General features: G+C 51.4%; 19 protein-coding genes. 4 read left to right on the top strand and 15 right to left on the bottom strand.

Features of this window, described 5'->3' with window-relative positions:
* The 13 genes from lpxA to rpsB form a co-directional block, all read right to left on the bottom strand.
* Positions 1-789 carry an acyl-ACP--UDP-N-acetylglucosamine O-acyltransferase gene (gene lpxA, locus H2P46_RS03035; protein ID WP_193403728.1) on the bottom strand — a complete coding sequence of 263 codons (789 nt, stop codon included), beginning with the start codon at positions 787-789 and terminating at the stop codon, positions 1-3.
* 3 nt (positions 790-792) lie between these two features.
* Positions 793-1,248 (bottom strand): 3-hydroxyacyl-ACP dehydratase FabZ, encoded by a 456-nt coding sequence (gene fabZ / locus H2P46_RS03040; protein ID WP_013507953.1) that lies wholly within the window; start codon positions 1,246-1,248, stop codon positions 793-795.
* A 147-nt stretch (positions 1,249-1,395) separates the two neighbouring features.
* Entirely contained in the window at positions 1,396-2,421 is a 1,026-nt protein-coding gene (gene lpxD, locus H2P46_RS03045; protein ID WP_193403729.1) for a UDP-3-O-(3-hydroxymyristoyl)glucosamine N-acyltransferase, read from the bottom strand.
* Between the two features lie 3 nt (positions 2,422-2,424).
* Positions 2,425-2,922, bottom strand: a complete 498-nt coding sequence (gene skp / locus H2P46_RS03050; RefSeq protein ID WP_193403730.1) for a molecular chaperone Skp — start codon at positions 2,920-2,922, stop codon at positions 2,425-2,427.
* 117 nt (positions 2,923-3,039) lie between these two features.
* A complete protein-coding gene (gene bamA / locus H2P46_RS03055; RefSeq protein ID WP_193403731.1) occupies positions 3,040-5,451 on the bottom strand; it encodes an outer membrane protein assembly factor BamA in 2,412 nt (803 codons plus the stop codon).
* 51 nt (positions 5,452-5,502) lie between these two features.
* On the bottom strand, positions 5,503-6,852 hold the full coding sequence (gene rseP / locus H2P46_RS03060; protein ID WP_193403732.1) for a sigma E protease regulator RseP: 1,350 nt from the start codon (positions 6,850-6,852) through the stop codon (positions 5,503-5,505).
* 12 nt (positions 6,853-6,864) lie between these two features.
* Positions 6,865-7,722, bottom strand: a complete 858-nt coding sequence (gene cdsA, locus H2P46_RS03065) for a phosphatidate cytidylyltransferase (RefSeq protein WP_193403733.1) — start codon at positions 7,720-7,722, stop codon at positions 6,865-6,867.
* Between the two features lie 18 nt (positions 7,723-7,740).
* Positions 7,741-8,493 (bottom strand): (2E,6E)-farnesyl-diphosphate-specific ditrans,polycis-undecaprenyl-diphosphate synthase, encoded by a 753-nt coding sequence (gene ispU / locus H2P46_RS03070; protein ID WP_193403734.1) that lies wholly within the window; start codon positions 8,491-8,493, stop codon positions 7,741-7,743.
* 171 nt (positions 8,494-8,664) lie between these two features.
* Entirely contained in the window at positions 8,665-9,867 is a 1,203-nt protein-coding gene (gene ispC / locus H2P46_RS03075) for a 1-deoxy-D-xylulose-5-phosphate reductoisomerase (RefSeq protein ID WP_193403735.1), read from the bottom strand.
* A 116-nt stretch (positions 9,868-9,983) separates the two neighbouring features.
* Positions 9,984-10,541: a ribosome recycling factor gene (frr, locus tag H2P46_RS03080; RefSeq protein WP_193403736.1), complete on the bottom strand. Its 558-nt coding sequence runs from the start codon at positions 10,539-10,541 to the stop codon at positions 9,984-9,986.
* A gap of 143 nt (positions 10,542-10,684) precedes the next feature.
* Complete coding sequence (gene pyrH, locus H2P46_RS03085) at positions 10,685-11,410, bottom strand: UMP kinase (RefSeq protein ID WP_193403737.1); 726 nt, start codon at positions 11,408-11,410, stop codon at positions 10,685-10,687.
* Between the two features lie 158 nt (positions 11,411-11,568).
* On the bottom strand, positions 11,569-12,420 hold the full coding sequence (gene tsf, locus H2P46_RS03090; protein WP_193403738.1) for a translation elongation factor Ts: 852 nt from the start codon (positions 12,418-12,420) through the stop codon (positions 11,569-11,571).
* Between the two features lie 180 nt (positions 12,421-12,600).
* On the bottom strand, positions 12,601-13,326 hold the full coding sequence (rpsB, locus tag H2P46_RS03095; protein ID WP_193403739.1) for a 30S ribosomal protein S2: 726 nt from the start codon (positions 13,324-13,326) through the stop codon (positions 12,601-12,603).
* 315 nt (positions 13,327-13,641) lie between these two features.
* Here rpsB and map point away from each other — a divergent pair, with 315 nt between their 5' ends.
* From map to H2P46_RS03115, 4 genes are all read left to right on the top strand, one after another.
* A complete protein-coding gene (map, locus tag H2P46_RS03100; protein WP_193403740.1) occupies positions 13,642-14,436 on the top strand; it encodes a type I methionyl aminopeptidase in 795 nt (264 codons plus the stop codon).
* Positions 14,437-14,500: 64 nt separating this feature from the next.
* Positions 14,501-17,155 carry a bifunctional uridylyltransferase/uridylyl-removing protein GlnD gene (glnD, locus tag H2P46_RS03105; protein ID WP_193403741.1) on the top strand — a complete coding sequence of 885 codons (2,655 nt, stop codon included), beginning with the start codon at positions 14,501-14,503 and terminating at the stop codon, positions 17,153-17,155.
* A gap of 82 nt (positions 17,156-17,237) precedes the next feature.
* Positions 17,238-18,062, top strand: a complete 825-nt coding sequence (gene dapD / locus H2P46_RS03110) for a 2,3,4,5-tetrahydropyridine-2,6-dicarboxylate N-succinyltransferase (RefSeq protein ID WP_193403742.1) — start codon at positions 17,238-17,240, stop codon at positions 18,060-18,062.
* A gap of 220 nt (positions 18,063-18,282) precedes the next feature.
* On the top strand, positions 18,283-18,675 hold the full coding sequence (locus tag H2P46_RS03115; RefSeq protein WP_193403743.1) for a DUF3461 family protein: 393 nt from the start codon (positions 18,283-18,285) through the stop codon (positions 18,673-18,675).
* Positions 18,676-18,732: 57 nt separating this feature from the next.
* On the opposite strand, the gene H2P46_RS03120 is transcribed toward H2P46_RS03115, so the two are convergent.
* Both H2P46_RS03120 and degP read right to left on the bottom strand, forming a co-directional pair.
* Positions 18,733-19,890 (bottom strand): CdaR family transcriptional regulator, encoded by a 1,158-nt coding sequence (locus H2P46_RS03120; protein ID WP_193403744.1) that lies wholly within the window; start codon positions 19,888-19,890, stop codon positions 18,733-18,735.
* 185 nt (positions 19,891-20,075) lie between these two features.
* Positions 20,076-21,509, bottom strand: a complete 1,434-nt coding sequence (gene degP, locus H2P46_RS03125) for a serine endoprotease DegP (RefSeq protein ID WP_193403745.1) — start codon at positions 21,507-21,509, stop codon at positions 20,076-20,078.
* Positions 21,510-21,602 lie beyond the last annotated feature (93 nt).

Here is a 21,602-nt window from a genome sequence, read left to right on the forward strand (position 1 = left end):
TTAGCGAATTAATCCCCGGGTTGAGCGGGCAAAGAAATCATAGAACGGCTGCACTTCGCTGTGCTGCTTCGCAATTTCTTCGATCTCCGGCTTCACTTCATCCAGCGTTCTGCCACTGCGATAAAGCAATTTGTATGCGTTACGAATGGCATGCAGCGACTCTTTACTGAAACCACGACGCTTCAGGCCTTCAATGTTGATACCAAACGGCGTCGCATGGTTACCCTGCGCGATGACGTAAGGAGGAACATCTTGCGCCACGCCTGAACAACCGCCCACCATCACATGTGCTCCGATAATGCACCATTGATGCACCGCCGTCATTCCGCCAATAATCGCAAAATCATCAACGGTAACGTGGCCGCCAAGCGTTGCGTTGTTAGCAAAAATGCAGCGATTGCCTACCACGCAGTCATGGGCGATATGCGCATTGATCATCAGCAGGTTGTCGTTACCAACAGTGGTGACATGGCCGCCCTGAATGGTGCCGCGATGGATAGTGACGCTTTCGCGGATGCGGTTGCGGTCGCCAATCTCAACGCGAGTCGGTTCGCCTGCGTATTTCAGATCCTGATTCACTTCACCAATTGAGGCGAATTGATAGATCTGGTTATCTTTACCGATACGCGTATGGCCATTTACTACCACATGCGATTTCAGTACCGTTCCTTCACCAATTTCCACATTTGCCCCAATAAAACAGAACGGGCCGATGTGGACGTTGGGACCAATAATGGCCCCCTCTTCAATGACAGAACTGGGATGGATGTTGGCAGTTGGATCAATCACGGATTACGCCTCCCGGCTGCGGGCACACATCATAGTTGCTTCACAAACGATTTTACCATCAACGGTCGCCACGCCTTTAAAGCGGGTCAGACCACGGCGGGTTTTCTCGAAAGTCACTTCCATGATCATTTGATCGCCCGGAACGACCGGACGTTTGAAACGCGCCTCGTCGATACCGGCGAAATAATACAGCTCGCCCGGCTCCAGTTTACCTACACTTTTAAACGCCAGGATACCGGTTGCCTGCGCCATCGCTTCCAGGATCAGAACGCCAGGAAAAATCGGTTTACCAGGGAAATGCCCCTGGAAAAACGGTTCATTTACAGAAACGTTCTTCACTGCACGCAGGTATTTATGCTCTTCAAATTCCAGCACGCGGTCAACCAGCAAAAATGGATAGCGGTGCGGCAGCAGCTCTAAAATCTCTTCAATTTTCAGAGTATGAGTTTCAGTAGTCAAAATACTCTTCCTGTCCTAAAAATCTGATGACATCAATAACACGGCCTGCACAGATCAACTCGATCTTCCGCAGGCCGCAAATAGGTTCCATGGCGCTTCCCTGCTTAACACTTTTATTATGAAAGCCGGTCAGGTTTGGGATGCCGCTTAGTCGTCTTTGCCGACTTTACGCTCGATGGCTTTTAAGCGCTTGCTCATATCATCGATGTTCATCACCAGCGCTGCAGTTTTACGCCAGGTTTTGTTAGGTTGTAGCGGAATGCCTGAAGAGTATACACCAGGCTCTGTGATAGGACGCATTACCATGCCCATACCGGTCACGGTCACCTTGTCACAAATTTCCATATGGCCGTTAATGACGCTGGCACCGCCAATCATACAATAACGTCCAATTTTCAAACTCCCTGCCATAATCACACCGCCTGCAACAGCGGTATTGTCACCAATAACCACGTTGTGCGCGATCTGACATTGGTTGTCTATGATAACACCATTGCCAATCAGAGTGTTATCCAGGGCACCGCGATCGATAGTGGTACAGGCACCAATTTCAACCCGATCGCCGATAATGACTGCACCTAACTGTGGGATTTTCACCCAGTTACCACGATCGTTCGCATATCCGAAACCATCGGAACCAATCACCGTACCCGATTGAATCAGACAATCCTGACCAATTTGAATCTCATGGTAGATGGAAACATTGGCCCATAAACGTGTGCCGTCACCAATGCGTGTTTTTTTACCCACGAAACAACCCGCGCCTATCACCACGTTATCACCTAACTCAACGTCTGATTCGATCACCGCATTGGCACCAACAGAGACGTTGTGACCTAATTTGGCGCTGGGATCGATGACGGCGCTGGGGGCAATATTGTGTGCGGGTTGCGGCGTGGTATCAAGCAGTTGTGCCATACGTGCATAGGTCAGGTAGGGATTTTTCACCACCAACGCTGCCGTTTTGCACCATTCCAGATCCGCTTCCGTCAGCACCACGGCTGAAGCCTTAATCAGAGCGAGTTGCTCGCGGTAACGGCTGTTTGCAAGAAAAGTAATTTGGCCAGTTGTGGCGGATTGCATAGAAGCAATGCCGGAGATGACGGTATCGCCATCTCCGTGCAATTCTGCATCCAACTGCTGGGCTAAATCAGCCAGTCGAATAGATGACATTGATTATTTAACCTGTTTCAGCACGTCTGCAGTAATGTCTTTCGCGTTTGACGCGTAAGCCACGGCATTAGCGTCGATGACTACATCGTAACCATCATCAGCAGCCACTTTCTTCACTGCGTCCTGAATACGGCTCAGCAATTTATTACGCTCTTCCGTCTGACGACGGCGATTGTCCTGCTCAAATGCCTGCGCTTTGGTCGAGAAGGCTTCACGCTGTGACATGACGTCTTTTTCCATGCGGCTGCGCTCGCTGGCCTTCATGGTAGAACCGTCACGCTGCAATCGCTGCATTTTGGTTTGCAGATCGCGTTCCTGACTCTGTAATTCGCTTGCACGGCCTTTGAACTCATTTTCCAGCTGTTTGGCAACAGTCGCACGTTGCGGTAACTGTTGGAAAATGCTGGACACGTTTACCACTGCAATTTTGTCAGCAGCCTGAACACCAGCGGAGACCGCTAAAGCAAGACCCAGACCTGCGGCACACAACAACTTTTTCACTATAAACTCCTTACCATCAACGTTTGTGTCAGCGACACAGTGTTTGCCCCGGCAGAGAGGTCAGTGACTCCCCTGCCTGGCGGCAATACTTCAGCTTATGCCTCCATGCTCAGAACATTACCAGGTTTTACCAATATTAAACTGGAACTGCTCTGCCTTATCTCCCTCGTATTTCTTGATCGGCTGGGCGTAAGAGAATACCAACGGACCCAGCGGTGACATCCATTGCAAGGCAATACCGCTTGATACACGGACATTGCTCGGATCGCTGTAATCGGGGATGCCTGCTGCACGCGTTTGAGCGGTATTTTCCCACTTGGTATCCCATGCTGTACCGGCATCTACAAAGAGTGAAGTACGAACGGAATTCGAATACTTCTCGCTCAGGAACGGCGTTGGCGTAATCAGCTCAAAGCTGGCTACCGCCATCGCGTTACCGCCGACAGCATCATCTGATCGACAAATGCCATTTGCATCAGCAAGCGAGCAGGTAGAAGAGTGATCGTTCAGATACGCCGCCTTTGGACCAATGGTGTTTGACTGGAACCCTCGTACGGTGCTTGAGCCGCCCGCATAGAAGTTCTCATAGAACGGCATTTCTTTACCGCCTAAACCGTCACCGTAACCCACACGACCGCGCCCCAACAGTACCCAGGTACGATCCTGATTGAGCGGCATATACTGTTGGCTGTCCAGCGTTACTTTATAGAAACTGTTATCTGAACCCGGAATGGTAATCTTACCGTTCAGGTTAGTGCGGTTACCGGCTGTTGGGAAGAAGCCACGGTCCAGCGTGTTGTACGTCCAACCGTAGTTAAAGGTGAAATCGTCAGCGGAAAAATCGCCTTCGTCATTCAACTGCTGCGGCTTACCAACCGAGTCAAGATAACGCCACATCGCAATCTGCGGCTGCATGTTCGACAGATCGTTATGCACATAGCCTAAGCCTACGCGCAGCGTGTTGTTCTCGTTAACAGGAAAGCCCAGCGTGCCGTCTAAACCATAACTTTTGTTGGTATAGTCGGACAAATCAGCATCGTCAGCTTTAAAGTCGTTATAGAACAGACGACCGCCCAAACTCACACCGTCAACGGTGAAATAAGGATCGGTAAGCGAGAACTCGGCATAAGTCTGGTAATCATTCTTAGTACCGCTGATGCCCACGGTATTACCGGTCCCTAGCCAGTTTTCCTGCGTCACGCCGACCTGGAAACTGACGCCACTTTCAGTGCCGTAACCGACGCCGAAGTTGAAGGTTCCCGTATTACGCTCTTTAACTTTGTAAACCACGTCCACCTGGTCAGGAGAACCTGGCACGCGCTGCGTATCAACATCAACCGTTTCAAAATAGCCGGTGCGGTTCAGGCGCTCTTTACCCTGCTCGACCAAATCGCTGCCCAGCCAGGCGCCTTCCATCTGACGCATTTCACGACGCAGTACGGAATCTTTCGACGTGTCGTTGCCTTCAAAGCGGACATTGCGTACGTAGTAGCGGTTACCTGCATCGACATTAATATGCAGTTTCACTGTCTTATCAGCGTCATTAATCTCCGGCTGTGTCACCACACGCGGATAGGCATAACCATAACGGCCCAGCAGCTTCTTAATATCATCTTCCATCTGCGTGACTTTAGTGCCGTTATACAGCTCGCCCGCTGGGATTTTCGTCAGATGTTCGATTTCCGCCGAATGGCCCGCCATGCTGCCATTTACAATCACGCCTGCAATCTTGTACTGATCGCCTTCCGTGATGTTTACGGTGATATAGATGCCTTTTTTGTCCGGCGTCAGGCTCACTTGCGTGGAATCGATATTAAAGCGTGCATAACCACGATCAAGGTAGAAACTGCGCAGCGTTTCAAGGTCCCCTGCCAGTTTCTGCTTCTGGTATTTACGATCGCCTACCAGGTTCCACCACGGCACTTCATCGCGTAACTGGAAGCGTGAGATAAGCTCATCAGAGCTGAACGCTTTGTTTCCAACGATATTAATCTGCTGAATTTTTGCAGAAACGCCTTCAGTAAACACCAGCTTAAGGTCAACACGGTTACGCGGCAGCGGCGTCACCACCGCTTTCACGCTGGCGGTGTATTTACCGACGCTGTAATAGAAGTCCTCAAGACCCTTCTCAATAGAAGAGAGCATGGTGCGGTCCAGCGCTTCGCCAACACGCACACCCGATGCTTCAAGATTCTGTTTGAGCTGATCTTCCTTCACCGCTTTGTTACCGGTGAAGGTAATGCTGGCAATGGTTGGACGTTCTTTGACCTGGACAATCAGTGTATTACCGTCTCGCAGGACCTGAACATCCTCAAAGTTGCCAGTAGCGAACAGCGAGCGAATGGTATTTCTGACGTCATCGTCAGACACCGTATCGCCTACTCGTACCGGCATGCTCAGCAGAGCCGCGCCGACGGCGACTCGCTGCAGCCCTTCGAAATGAATATCCTTCACTACGAAATCGTCTGCACCGTAAACGGTGGCGCTGCTAAACAGCAGCGACGCTATGAGCAACTTTTTCATCGCCATCGTTATTATGCGTTTTCCTAACACATCTCTCGTCGGTCCGCTATCCAGCGATTACAGACGTGAGAAATCATTGAAAAGTGCAAGCCCCATTAACAACACCAGCAGAATTGAGCCAATGCGATAACTAAAGTCCTGAACTCGTTCGGACACCGGTCCACCTTTGATCTTTTCGATCGCCAGAAAGAGCAAGTGCCCACCATCTAAAACCGGCAGTGGGAACAGGTTGATGATGCCAAGGTTGACGCTAATCAACGCCAGGAACATCAGGTAGTAAATCATCCCGTACTCTGCTGACAACCCCGCACCCTGCGCAATCGAAATCGGCCCGCTCAGGTTGTTCAACTTCACATCACCGGTTATTAACTTGCCCAGCATGGAAACAGTCAACTTCATCAATTGCCAGGTTTTTACACTGGCCTCACCGATAGCCGAGAATGCACCATACTGCCTTACCGTCTTAAACGCTTCCGGCAACGGAACAATGCGCGGAATAACGCCCGCAAATCCTTCCGTTTTTGCCCCCGGCTTCGCTTCTGGCGTCATGGCTAACTGTACCGTTTCACCGTTACGAACGATCTCAAGCGCCATGCTTTTTCCGGGGTTATCCCTTACCTGCGTGGCAAAAGCCTGCCACTGCGATAATGGCTGACCATCGACTTTAACGATCCTATCGCCAGCTTGCAAACCGGCTTCACTGGCGGGTGAATTCGCCTGCACTTCTGCCAGCGTGGTTTCAATTTGCGGACCACGCGGCCGAATGCCCAGCGCCACGACCGGATCCTGCTTGTCTGGCTCAAACTGCCAGTTGCGTAAATCAAGCTGCTTCTGCTGGGTTGCCTGTTCACCAAAACGCGCAACCGTTAAGGTGGTGCTGTTATCGCCAATTTTCCCTACCAGCGCCATGCGTACAGCATCCCAGTCAGGCGTTTCGATACCGTCAACGGCCTTAAGTTCCATGCCGGGTGCAATTTGCGCTTCAGCAGCAACCGATCCGCTCAAAATTCCACCAATCACCGGGCGCACGCCAGGGACGCCGTGAATGAACACAACCCAGTAAGCGAAAATGGCGAAGATGAAGTTAGCGACGGGACCTGCCGCAATAATCGAAGCGCGCTGCCAGACAGCTTTGTTGTTAAAAGCCTGATGGCGCAGCTCAGCAGGTACGCTTTCAACACGCTCATCAAGCATTTTGACGTAACCGCCAAGTGGTATCAGCGCAATAACGAATTCTGTGCCGTGGCGATCCTGACGGTGCCATAGCGTTTTACCGAAACCGACAGAAAAGCGTTCCACTTTGACACCGCAACGACGCGCTACCCAAAAATGGCCAAATTCATGGACAGTGATTAATACGCCAAGTGCGACGATAAAGGCGAAGAAACTCCAGAGTATGCTCAACATCTTTGCCTGTCCTCAGAGGGTGCGGAACACCAGTAACAATAAACAGGCAAACACCGGCACGGCTGCGGTCAGGCTATCAATGCGGTCAAGAATACCGCCGTGACCAGGAATCAAATTGCCACTGTCTTTGATACCCGCTTCACGTTTGAACATGCTCTCGGTAAGGTCGCCAAGCACCGAGGCTAACGTGGCGATAACCGCACAAATCACCAGTGTGCCGACGGAGACGCTGATAGGGGCCAGGCTGGCAAACAGCAAAGCAATAATGGCTGAAGAGAACAGGCCGCCAATGAAACCCTCCCAGGTTTTACCCGGTGACACTTTCGGCGCCAGTTTATGCTTACCAAAAAGCTTGCCGAACATATAGGCGCCTGAGTCCGCGCCCCATACCAGAAACATGACAAACAGCAGCCACCATGCGCCTGCGAAGTGATCGCTGTCATAATGATACTGGCGCAGCGCGAGCATGCCCCAGAAGAAAGGGATGATGGTCAGAATGCCAAATAGCAGCCGCAACGGACGAGAGTGGCGCCATAAGGCCGCGGAAGCCGGGTAGGAAAGCACAAGCAATAGCGCCACAATCCACCATACCAGCGACGCCCAAAGCGAAGTCGCCATCTGCGGCAGATGAACATCATGCTGATAAGGAGGAAGCGTAAACAGCATCAACGCCAGCAGCAGACCGCATAACACGGCCAGCCAGATACGTTGTTGACGGGACACCATACCTGCAAGTTGCCCCCATTCCCAGGCAGCAAGCATACAGATGATGATGGTTGTAATCGCAAAGCCAACAGGCGGTAACCAAAACAGTGCAGCAATTACCAGCGGTATTAAAATCAACGCGGTAATCAGACGAGACTTCAGCAAAGGTTACCCCCAGATTGCTCAGGCGCCGCCTGGTGCAGCGCCACCATAGCGACGCTCCCGCAGAGAGAATGCATTCAGTGCACCTTTAAAAACGTGTTCATCGAAATCAGGCCAAAGAACATCGGTAAAATAAAATTCAGCATAGGCGATTTGCCACAGCAGGAAGTTGCTAATCCGATGCTCTCCCCCGGTCCTTATCACTAAATCCACTGGCGCCTGATCCTGCATACACAGATGAGGCGTCAGGCTCTCTTCGGTTATTTGGTCAGGGCGTAACAGTCCTTCCTGAACCTGTACTGCCACTTTTTTCACGCTCTCGATAATATCCCAACGCCCGCCATAGTTAGCGGCAATGTTAAGAGTGAGACCATCATTATTTTCGGTCAGCGCTTCAGAACGACGAATACGCTCCTGAATGCGGGCGCTGAAACGACTGATGTCACCGATGATGCGTAAACGAACATTATGCTTGTGCAGGCTCTTTACTTCACTGTCGAGCGCCCAGACGAACAACTCCATAAGTGCCGTCACTTCTTGCGCTGGACGGCTCCAGTTTTCGCTACTGAACGCGTACAGCGTCAAAGACTCTAAATTATTGCTAACAGCAAAACTGACGGCGCGACGCACCGATTTAACGCCCGCTTTATGACCGGAAATACGCAATTTTCCCTGATTTTTAGCCCAGCGACCGTTGCCATCCATAATGATAGCCACGTGGCGTGGACCGGTTCCCTGCTGGTCATCGGTTTTGTTTTGATTGTTAGACGACATAACGCGTAATCAATTCCTTTCATCAGAAATGCTGTGGTTTCTGAATACATTGCGCCCGGTACAAATCCCGACACTGCATGTCGGGCTACACCGAATTCGGTGACAGACCGTGAAACGCGAGCCAGCGACTATATCATTTTCACCGGAAGTGAACAAACGACCTCGGCGCGATCAGCGTAATGACGTGACACGCGGCAACATTTCTGTCGCCACAGCGCGCGCCATGCGATCGATCTCAAGGACTGCCTCCACCGAATCAGGTTCCTGACACGCCTGTGCCGCCAGCACCGCACTGTTAAGCACCGCAATGTCGGTAAAACGAATCTGGTGATTCAGAAATGCCGCGACGGCAACCTCGTTGGCGGCATTAAGCGTGGTGGTCGCCGCTTGTCCAGCTTCACAGGCGTCGATAGCCAGTTTCAAACAGGGATAGCGATTAAAGTCGGGTTCTGCGAACGTCAGCGCCGACATGCGGGTGAAGTCCAGCGGCGTTACGCCAGCGTTAATGCGCGCCGGCCACGCCATGCTGTGAACAATCGGTGTACGCATATCAGGAGAACCCAACTGGGCCAACACGCTACCATCGCAGTAACGCACCATGGAATGAATGACCGATTGCGGATGCAAAATCACTTCCATCTGCGCTGCGCTGGCATTAAATAACCAACGGGCTTCAATGTATTCAAGACCTTTATTCATCATGGTGGCTGAATCGACAGAAATTTTTCGTCCCATCGACCAGTTCGGATGCGCACAAGCCTGATCAGGCGACATCGCAGCCAGATCGCTTAATACCGTGTCACGAAAAGGACCACCCGATCCCGTAAGGATAATCGTTTCAATGCCATTATCCTGTAGGTCAGCGTATCCTAACTGATGCTGGATGGAAGCCGGTAAACTCTGAAAAATGGCGTTATGCTCGCTGTCAACGGGCAACAATTGCGCGCGATGCTGACGTACCGCCTCCATAAACAAACGGCCGCAGGTGACAAGGGATTCTTTATTCGCTAACAGAACGGTTTTACTGGCGCGAATGGCTGCAAGCGTGGGCAGCAAGCCCGACGCGCCAACAATCGCCGCCATCACCTGGTCAACCTCATCCAGTGCTGCCAGTTCACAAGCCGCCTGAACGCCGGAGAGCACTTCAGTAGCTACCTTGAGTGCTCTCAGTCGTTCACGCAACGCCGTGGCAGCGTCTTCATCAGCCATCGCCGCGTAGTGGGGTTGAAATTCTGCGCACTGTTCAGCCATCAGCTCAACATTCTGACCGGCAACTAAGGCGGTTACTTCATACAATTCAGGGTTGGCGCGAACGACCGCCAGCGTGCTTGTGCCAATCGATCCGGTTGAACCCAGCAGAGTTAATCGCTTCATTTTACTGTCCATGTGAGGTCAAAGGTCGTGCTGATAAGCACAATGTAAAACGCCGCCAGATAACGCATTCCGAAAGAACGCTTCTCTGTACGGCGTTTTTTCCGGCAGCGATGGGATCAGAAATCCATCAGCTCCGTTTCTTTTTCTGACAGGGCGGCATCCACTTTCTTGATGTGCGCATCGGTCATTTTATGGATCTCATCTTGCGCACGACGTTCGTCATCTTCGCTGATCTCTTTATCTTTCAGCAACGCTTTGACTTTATCTTTGGCATCGCGGCGCACATTACGTACCGCCACGCGGCCCTGCTCGGCTTCACCGCGCACGACTTTGATCAAATCTTTACGACGCTCTTCGGTCAGTGCAGGCAGCGGCACACGGATGTCGCTACCCGCTGAACTTGGATTCAGGCCGAGATCGGACGTCATGATGGCTTTTTCAACGGCAGGGCCGAGCGAGCGATCAAATACGTTGATTTTCAGCGTACGCGAGTCTTCTACGGTAACCGAAGCCAGCTGACGCAGCGGCGTTGGCGTGCCGTAATATTCGACGACAATGCCGTCGAGTAGCGCAGGTGAAGCACGACCAGTGCGCACTTTACTGATGGTATTTTTGAATGCTTCGACGCATTTTTCCATGCGCGTATCAGCATCTTTTTTGATGTCGTTAATCACGTTAAAACCCTTGGATTCGGTTTGACCTGGCCAGTTCCGGTATAACCGGAAACGGGATCGATAATCATCGATAATCCTGACTGGTGCACGATGGATTGTCACCGCGCTGACAGAATATACCTTATTTTATCTCGCCTCGGGTATTAATGCGTAATCAGGGTGCCTTCTTTTTCACCCATCACTACGCGACGCAGTGCGCCAGGCTTATTCATGTTGAAGACGCGGATTGGCAATTTATGGTCGCGCGCCAGCGTAAAGGCAGCAAGATCCATCACTTTCAGCTCCTGATCCAGCACCTCAGAATAGGTTAATTGCTCATACAGCGTGGCATCAGGATTTTTCACCGGATCGGCTGAGTAGACGCCGTCGACCTTGGTCGCCTTCAATACCACGTCAGCTTCGATTTCAATACCGCGCAGGCACGCTGCCGAGTCAGTGGTAAAGAAAGGGTTGCCCGTACCGGCAGAGAAAATCACTACGCGATTGTTACGTAGCAGGCTGATTGCTTCGGCCCAGCTGTAATTATCGCACACGCCATTCAGTGGAATTGCAGACATCAGACGAGCATTGACATAGGCGCGGTGCAACGCATCACGCATTGCCAGGCCATTCATGACCGTCGCCAGCATACCCATATGGTCACCCACGACGCGGTTCATACCCGCCTGAGCCAGACCCGCGCCACGGAACAGGTTGCCACCGCCAATCACAACGCCAACCTGGATGCCCAGTTCGACCAGCTCTTTTACTTCTTGCGCCATACGGTCAAGCACACTCGCGTCAATACCAAAACCTTCGGCACCTTGCAGTGCTTCGCCACTCAGTTTTAGCAGGATACGTTGATAAACAGGTTTTGCGTTGGTCGCCATGGTCAATTCTTCCTGGAAGATAGGGTAAAAAAGAGAAGTAAAATCTGGTCAATCATCCGTTTACCATAATGAAAATGCTATTGGGATGAGACTGAAAAACATGTCTGTTGCAGATTGCAGACAAAAAAGAACCGCCTTCTGGCGGTTCTTTCAGAACATTAAGACTGTTTAGACATTGCCGCAACTTCTGCAGCGAAGTCAGCTTCAACTTTCTCAATGCCTTCACCCACTTCGAAGCGGATGAAATTGATAACGTCAGCGCCTTGCTCTTTCAGAGCCTGACCAACGGTTTTACCTGGATCGATAACGAAAGCCTGACCGGTCAGAGAGACTTCGCCGGTGAATTTCTTCATGCGGCCTTCAACCATTTTCTCTGCGATCTCTTTTGGCTTGCCAGACTGCATCGCGATGTCCAGCTGAACCTGGTACTCTTTTTCAACCACATCAGCAGATACGTCTTCTGGCTTAACAAACTCAGGCTTGCTCGCGGCAACGTGCATAGCGATCTGCTTGATCAGCTCTTCGTTAGCGCCTTTCGCTGAAACCAGCACGCCGATACGAGCGCCGTGCAGGTAGCTGCCCAGCTCTTCGCCTTCCAGCAAAGCAACGCGACGAATGTTGATGTTCTCACCAATTTTGGCAACCAGCGCCACGCGCTCTTCTTCGAATTGCGCTTTCAGCACTTCAACATCGGTAATGCGATCGGCAGCAGCAGCTTCCAGAACTTTGTCAGCAAATGCCTGGAAACCACCATCTTTAGCAACAAAGTCAGTCTGGCAGTTAACTTCCAAGATCACACCGTAGTCGCCAACGATTTTGGTTTTGATCACGCCGTCAGCAGCCACGTTGCCTGCTTTTTTCGCCGCTTTAATTGCGCCAGACTTACGCATGTTTTCAATTGCCAGCTCAATATCGCCGTGCGCTTCAGTCAGCGCTTTTTTGCAATCCATCATGCCCGCGCCAGTACGCTCACGCAGTTCTTTTACCAATGCAGCGGTAATTTCAGCCATTCCAGAATCCTCGGTTCGTACCTGGGTACATTTGCACTAGCAGGCACTTATTGCGGAAAGTTTACTCCGTCCCGCCTTCCTGATGGAGGCGTAACAGACTTAGATAAAATAAAGGGGCCAATTTTGGCCCCTTACAGATCACATCTGAATACTAAGGGCTCTTATGCAGAGCAGACCTTATTAAGCGTTTTCTAAAGACGCTTCTTCGGCTTGCTCAGCCAGGTCCTGAGAACGACCTTCGCGCACAGTGGTCGCAACGGCAGTCAGGTACAGGCTTACAGCACGGATCGCATCATCGTTACCAGGGATAACGAAATCAACACCATCTGGATCAGAGTTGGTATCAACGATAGCAAAAACTGGAATACCCAGGTTGTTTGCTTCTTTGATTGCGATGTGTTCATGGTCAGCATCAACAACGAACAGTGCATCCGGCAAACCGCCCATATCTTTGATACCGCCCAGGCTGTTTTCCAGCTTGGCCAGTTCACGAGCGCGCATCAGCGCTTCTTTTTTGGTCAGTTTGTCAAAAGTGCCGTCCTGAGACTGAGTCTCAAGATCTTTCAGACGTTTGATAGACTGACGAACGGTTTTCCAGTTAGTCAGCATGCCACCCAACCAGCGGTGGTTAACGAAGAACTGATCGCAGCTCAGAGCAGACTCTTTTACCGCTTCGGCAGCAGCGCGCTTAGTACCAACAAACAGGATTTTACCTTTACGGGAAGAGATCTTATTCAGCTCAGCCAACGCTTCGTTGAACATTGGTACTGTTTTTTCAAGGTTGATGATGTGAACTTTGTTACGAGCACCAAAGATGAATGGTTTCATTTTTGGGTTCCAGTAACGGGTCTGGTGACCGAAGTGAACACCAGCCTTGAGCATGTCGCGCATGGAAACAGTTGCCATGATTACCTCTATGATAGTTTGGGGTTGGGCCTCCATGTATCCCATACGACCGACCTCTTACGAGGCACCCCGGCGCATGTGTCGATACATGTGTGTTTTATTACACATAATGAGATTTATGCGTTTCCTGCCGACCAAACGGCCGTACAGAGAATCGTCGGCGCGCTTTATACCATAACCGCGCCCGGGACACCAATAATAGTTCAGCCAGCTGAGGTCAGCGTGTTCTCTATTTGGCAGCCCATTTGCTGACTGTTAACATGTCAGCACAACGTTCATTATTGTCGATAATGTCGGCAAATGCGGATTAATTTAATGGCAATTTCAATTAAGACCCCTGAAGAAATCGAAAAAATGCGCGTCGCCGGACGTCTGGCCGCCGAAGTGCTGGAGATGATTGAACAGCACGTTAAGCCGGGTATAACCACTGGTGAGCTGGATCGCATCTGTCATGATTACATCACTCATAAGCAACAGGCTATTTCGGCTTGCCTTGGCTATCACGGCTTTCCGAAATCAGTCTGTATCTCGATTAATGAGGTGGTATGTCACGGCATTCCCAGCGATGAACGCCAGCTGAAAGACGGCGATATTATTAATGTTGACGTTACGGTGATTAAAGATGAATACCACGGCGATACGTCGAAAATGTTTATCGTTGGCAAACCGACCATTCAAGGTGAGCGTCTGTGTCGCGTAACGCAGGAAAGCCTGTATCTGTCGCTGCGCCTGATTAAGCCCGGCATTCGCCTGCGTGAACTGGGCCGCGCCATCCAAAAATATGTCGAAGCGAATGACTTTTCGGTCGTCCGTGAATATTGTGGTCACGGTATCGGCAAAGGCTTCCACGAAGAGCCACAGGTGCTGCATTACGATGCCGATGACAGCGGTGTGGTATTGCAGGCAGGCATGACGTTTACCGTGGAGCCAATGGTAAACGCCGGTGATTACCGCATCCGCACCATGAAAGATGGCTGGACGGTGAAAACCAAAGATCGCAGCTTGTCCGCACAGTACGAGCATACTATTGTGGTGACAGATAACGGCTGTGAGATTTTAACCCTGCGCAAAGACGACACCATTCCCGCGGTCCTTGTCAACGAAGGGTGATCCTCCACAAACGAAAAAGCCGGCACCCTGCCGGTTTTTTTACGATTAAAAAGAGAAGAGTCGCATGAGCGTGAGCCTGCCGGATACAGTTAACGATGGCCTGAACGTTTCCCCCACCCATTGGGCTGATGACCAGCTAACGCGCGACTTGTTAAAACAACGTCTGGACGATTTTCAGCAGCACTTAGCAGCCGCCTTCGACGCGGGTGAAGCCGTGGAAACTCTGATCGATGCCCGCACGCTGTATATCGATCGTCTGCTGTGTCGTTTATGGCACTTTTTTGGTTTCGACCGTCTGGAATCCATCGCATTCGTTGCCGTGGGAGGATATGGACGCGCCGAACTGCACCCACTTTCTGATATTGATGTCCTGATCCTCAGCCGCCATCCGCTCGATGAGCAAGCCGCACAGCGTACCAGCGAACTGCTGACGCTGATGTGGGATTTAAAGCTTGAAGTCGGCCACAGCGTGCGCACGCTGGAAGAGTGTTTGCTGGAAGGATTGTCTGATTTGACTGTCGCCACCAATCTGATCGAGTCACGTATGCTGGTCGGTGATGTCGCGCTCTTCCTTGAACTGCAAAAAAATGTCTTTAGCGAGGGTTTCTGGCCCTCTTCACGTTTCTTCGCTGCAAAAATAGAAGAGCAGCTTGAACGACATCAACGCTATCACGGCACCAGCTACAATCTTGAACCAGATATTAAAAGCAGCCCCGGCGGCTTGCGCGATATTCATACCCTGCAATGGGTTGCCCGCCGCCATTTTGGCGCTACCACGCTGGATGAAATGGTTGGTTTCGGTTTTCTCACCAATATTGAGCGTAACGAGCTTAATGAATGTCAGGATTTTCTCTGGCGCATCCGTTTTGCCTTGCATCTTTCGCTGACGCGCTATGACAACCGTTTGTTGTTTGATCGCCAGCTCACAGTCGCACAACGCCTGAATTATCAGGGTGAAGGCAACGAGCCGGTTGAACGCATGATGAAGGATTTCTATCGTGTCACTCGCCGTATCAGCGAGCTGAATCAGATGCTGTTGCAGCTATTCGATGAAGCGATCCTGGCACTTGATACCAGCGAAAAACCTTGCCCAATAGATGATAATTTTCAGCTGCGCGGTAACTTAATCGATCTGCGTGACGAAACGCTGTTCGAGCGCGAACCGCAGGCTATTCTGCGTATGTTCTACGTCATGGTACGCAACGACACGATCAAAGGGATCTATTCCACCACGCTGCGCCATCTGCGCTATGCACGTCGTCATCTGAAGCAGCCTTTGTGTCAGATTCCGGAAGCGCGTCAGCTTTTCATGGCGATTCTGCGTCACCCCGGCGCGGTAAGTCGGGCACTGGTGCCGATGCATCGCCACAGCGTACTGTGGGCCTATACGCCGCTCTGGGGGCATATTGTCGGCCAAATGCAGTTTGATCTGTTTCATGCTTACACCGTCGATGAACATACCATTCGCGTGTTACAGAAGCTGGAGAGTTTTGCCCACGAAGCGACGCGCCCGCAGCATCCACTGTGTGTCGAGGTGTGGCCGCGCTTGCCACAGCAGGAACTGCTGCTGATGGCCGCGCTGCTGCACGACATTGCTAAAGGACGCGGCGGTGATCACTCCATTCTCGGAGCGAAAGACGCGCTTGAATTTGCGGAGTTGCACAGTCTCAACTCGCGGGAAATGCAACTGGTGGCCTGGCTGGTGCGTCATCACCTGTTAATGTCGGTTACCGCTCAGCGCCGCGATATTCAGGATCCTACCGTCATTCAGCAGTTTGCTGAAATCATGCAGAACGAAAATCGTCTGCGTTATCTGGTGTGCTTAACCGTTGCCGACATCTGCGCGACAAACGAAAGCCTGTGGAACAGCTGGAAGCAAAGCCTGTTGCGCGAGCTGTTTTTCGCCACCGAAAAACAGCTGCGACGCGGTATGGAAAACAGCCCGGACCTGCGTGAACGCGTGCGGCATCATCGTTTACAGGCGCTGGCGCTGCTGCGCATGGACAATATTGATGAAGAACGTCTACATCAGATCTGGAATCGCTGTCGCGCCGATTATTTTCTGCGCCATACACCGAACCAGATTGCCTGGCACGCACGTCATCTACTCGGGCACGATCTGACTAAACCGCTGGTATTGGTCAGCCCACAGGCCACACGTGGCGGCACGGAAATTTTTATCTGGAGTCCGGATCGCCCTCACCTGTTTGCGGCGGTCGCTGGCGAGTTAGATCGCCGCAACCTTAGCGTTCACGATGCGCAAATTTTTACCAGCCGTGATGGAATGGCAATGGATACCTTTATTGTGCTGGAGCCGGACGGCAGTCCGCTGGCACCGGATCGCCATCCGTTAATTATTCAGGCGCTGGAGCAGGCGATTACTCAATCTGATTGGGTGCCGCCGCGTACGCGTCGTCAGTCCGCCAGGCTGAAGCACTTTAGCGTAGAAACAGAAGTCAATTTTTTGCCAACCCATACCGACCGCCGCAGCTATCTCGAACTGGTGGCGCTGGATCAGCCGGGTTTACTGGCACGCGTCGGGGAAGTATTTGCCGATCTCGGCGTTTCACTGCACGGTGCACGCATCAGCACTATTGGCGAACGCGTCGAAGATTTATTTATTCTGGCTAACAGCGATCGCCTGGCGCTTGACGAGGAAATGCGCAATGCGTTGCAACAACGGTTGACAGAAGCCCTTAATCCAAACGATAAAGTGTGACCGCAATCGATTGTGTGCCTAAAATTTTTTACTTGTGTCGGGTTATTCCCCGGCATTGAACACGACAGATCAGGAAAAAAATATGCAACAGTTACAGAGCGTTATTGAATCCGCCTTCGAACGTCGCGCCAACATTACCCCAACCAGCGTCGACACCGAAACCCGTGATGCCATCAACCAGGTGATCTCGCTGCTGGACAGCGGTGCACTGCGTGTTTCTGAGAGAATCGATGGCGAATGGGTAACGCATCAGTGGCTGAAGAAGGCAGTGCTGCTGTCTTTCCGCATCAATGACAATCAGGTAATGGAAGGCGCAGAGACACGTTTTTACGACAAAGTTCCCATGAAATTCGCGGATTGGGATGATGCGCGCTTCAAAAAAGAGGGCTTCCGCGTGGTGCCGCCGGCCGCCGTTCGTCAGGGCGCTTATATTGCACGTAATACCGTGCTGATGCCCTCTTACGTTAACATTGGCGCATTCGTGGACGAAGGTAGCATGGTTGATACCTGGGCGACGGTAGGTTCATGCGCGCAGATTGGTAAAAATGTTCATCTGTCCGGCGGTGTCGGCATTGGTGGCGTACTGGAGCCGCTGCAGGCTAACCCAACTATCATCGAAGATAACTGTTTTATCGGCGCGCGTTCAGAAATTGTTGAAGGCGTCATCGTTGAAGAAGGTTCGGTGATTTCAATGGGCGTCTACATCGGCCAGAGCACCAAAATTTACGATCGCGAAACCGGTGAAGTGCATTACGGCCGTGTGCCAGCCGGTTCAGTGGTGGTTTCGGGTAATTTGCCGTCAAAAGATGGTAGCTACAGCCTGTATTGCGCGGTTATCGTTAAGAAAGTTGACGCTAAAACACGCGGCAAAGTAGGCATCAACGAACTACTGCGTACCATCGACTAAACGCCTGTAAGGGCTGGAAACCGGCCCGTCATTTTTTCTTTACACTTCCCGCCAGACATCCTGATTCGCGTTGCGAATTAACAGGTGCGTTTATTTTTCAATCAGGTGATAATCCGCGCCAGTTAAAAACCTGTCGCGCAATGTTCATCCTGCTATTAATGTCTACAGTTTTAAATCATGAACTCAACTGCGCGCTTCTCAATTTCATGGAAACTACGCTATGTACGACAACCTTAAAAGCTTAGGCATCAGTACCCCGGATGACATTGACCGTTACAGCCTGCGTCAGGAAGCGAACAATGACATCCTGAAAATTTACTTTCGCAAAGATAAAGGTGAATTCTTCGCGAAAAGCGTGAAGTTTAAATATCCGCGTCAGCGTAAAACCGTTGTCGCCGATCATGCGAGTCACGGCTACAAAGAAGTGCAGGAAATCAGTCCTAACCTGCGTTATGTGATTGATGAACTGGACCAGATTTGCCAGCGCGATCAGATTGAAGTCGATTTAAAACGCAAAATACTTGCTGACCTGCGCCATCTGGAAAGCGTAGTTACCAATAAAATCACTGAAATCCAATCTGATCTTGAGAAATTAACCCGCAACGGACGTTAATTTTCCATAAACCGCTTAAAGGCCAGCTTATTAATACTGGCCTTTTTTATGTCCTTCTTAGCCCTGCTCATCCAGCTGCAAGGCCACATACAGCAACAGCCGATCGTCAAAATGGCTCAGGTTAAGCCCGGTCAATTCTGAAATACGGTTCAGGCGATACTCTAGCGTGTTGCAGTGAATAAACAGCGCCCGCGCCGTAGCGCTCGGCTGGACGTTATTGGTAAACCAGGCGTTTAAAGTACGACGTAACAGTCCATTGTTATCCATACTCTTCAGTTTCGCTAACGGTCGCGCCAGCTCGTTGGCCTGCCAACCGCCGCGCAAACTATCCAGTAAAACCGGTAACACTAAATCTTGATAAAAATAACTTCTTACATCCGGCATACGCTGTTTACCGACCATCATGGTGGTGCGCGCGGTGCGATAAGAGCGGGCAATACTGCCTGGGCCGGTAAAAAAATTACCCAACGCAATGCGCATACGGAGATGACCACTCTCTTTCATTCGCTGTAACAGTTGCTCGACGCGCTTACGATGGTCGTCCCGATCATAACGGCTGTGGACGTTTAATGCCGGTTTCAATACCACCATTTCGGTCAGAGAAACAATGGCGATCAGATTATCGCGTTCTGGCGTAGTGAGTAGCGTCTGCAACTGTTGCAATTCAGACATCGCGCTGTCCACGCCCAGTTGCCCGCTGTCTACTTCCACCACCGCCGCCACGCGTGGCTGATTGAGATCGATCCCCAGCCGCTGCGCCCATTCGGTAAGCTGTGGCGACAGCGTATCGCTGCGAATCAGATTCAGCACCAGCTCTTCACGCAGGCGGCTGTCCTGCGCCAGCATGTGCAGTAAGCGTGCCTGTTCAAGCATCATTTCTGCCGTCATACACACCAGCTCACCGTAATGACGCAGCGCCAGCGGCTCGCCGGTCAGGCCAATCACACCGACAATTTCGCCATCAATGCGCAGCGGCAAATTAATGCCAGGCCGTACGCCGTGCAGATGTTTCGCCACTGCTTCATCAATGTCTACCACCCGTCCCTGAGACAGCACCAGCAACGCGCCTTCGTGCAATTCCCCAATACGTTCCCGATCGCCACTACCGATAATCCGTCCGCGCGCATCCATCACGTTGACATTACTGTCAATAATTTTCATCGTGCGCGCCACTATATCCTGCGCCAGCCGAGCGTCGAGGTGATAGGTCGCCATCCGTTACTCCTGATAAAAGTGACAAAGGACAGAATACGCATAGGTAACGCCCAGAACATTGTGCATATGCACAGAGCCAGAACGGCATTTACCGTATTTGCGGTAGGCATCACATTCTGACCAGCTTAAGCCGCAGACATAAAAAAAGCGGACCGAAGTCCGCCTGCGTAACTCATCAGATACTCTTACTGCATCAGCAAATACAAACTGCTGTCGCCGCGTTTCACGTTAAGCGCCAGTACAGACGGTTTGCTGTCGAGGATCTTACGTAGCTCGCCCAGGTTAGCGACCGCTTGTTGGTTTACGCCCTGAATCACATCGCCTTTTTTCAGGCCGATACGTGCTGCGGCACTGCCCGGTTTCACATTGTCAACGCGTACACCTTTGTTACTGGCATCACCGTTACTGAGGTCCGCGCCTTCAATGCCAGTATAAATGGTGGCTGATTGCACTTTATCCTGGCTGCTTTGTTGCAATTTCACTGTCACGTCTACCGGTTTGCCATCACGCAGCAGGCCCAGTTTCAGAGCAGTACCGACCGGTAATGTGCCGACTTCGGCACGCAGCGAGGCAAAGCTGGTCAGTGGTTTACCATTCATCGAAACCACTACATCACCGGCTTTGATACCGGCTTTCGCGGCGGCGGAATTTGGCAGAACCTGGCTCACAAAGGCGCCCCGCTGAGCATCAACCTTCATGGCTTTTGCCAGCTCAGAGTTAAGCTCTGTGCCCATAATGCCTAGCTCGCCACGTTTTACCTGACCATATTCCACCATTTGCGCAGTCAGGTTTTTCACCATATTACCCGGAATGGCGAAGCCGATACCGATATTGCCGCCGTCCGGTGCCAGAATGGCGGTATTAATGCCGATCAGCTCGCCGTTCAGGTTCACCAGCGCTCCACCAGAGTTACCCCGGTTAATTGCCGCATCGGTCTGGATAAAGTTTTCATAATTTTCAACGTTCAGGCCGCTACGACCCAGTGCGGAAACGATGCCCGACGTCACCGTTTCGCCCAGACCGTAAGGGTTACCAATCGCGACCGTGTAATCACCGACGCGCAGATTATCGGAGTCGGCGATCTTCACGGCAGTCAGGTTTTTAGCATCTTCCAGCTGGATTAATGCAATATCTGAGCGTGGATCTTTACCGATCACTTTAGCGTCGTAGCGCCGGCCATCGCTTAGCTGCACCTGTATTTTTGTTGCATTATTCACCACGTGATTATTGGTAACCACGTAGCCTTTTTCGGCGTTAATCACCACGCCTGAACCCAACGCCCGGAATTTTTCCTGTTGGGTATTGGGTGCGCTGCCATCATCAGCACCGCCGCCCTGACACATTGGCGAACTCTGGAAGGGCGAACCCTCCTGACAGAAGGGCGAATTGTCGCCAAAAAATTGCTGGAACTGCTGCGGCATACGCGGCGTTTTCACCGTGGTGCTGCCTTCAACGCTAATACTCACCACAGAAGGCATCACCTTCTCCAGCATCGGGGCCAGACTGGGCAATTGTTGACTGGTGGAAGAAGCAGTTTCTGCCGCGAAAACACTGACAGGCGTTAACGCCATGCCAAGACTAAGCACCAGCGCACTTAACATTAATGAGTTTTTTTTCATTTGTCGGAGTCTCTTAAAAATTAACGTCCAGACCATTGCTGTGGTCGTATGGTGAGATAAATGTTTTAGCGCGAAGTTCCTGATAAAGTTTTA

Source organism: Mixta mediterraneensis (genome assembly GCF_014946725.1).
GTDB lineage: Bacteria > Pseudomonadota > Gammaproteobacteria > Enterobacterales > Enterobacteriaceae > Pantoea > Pantoea mediterraneensis.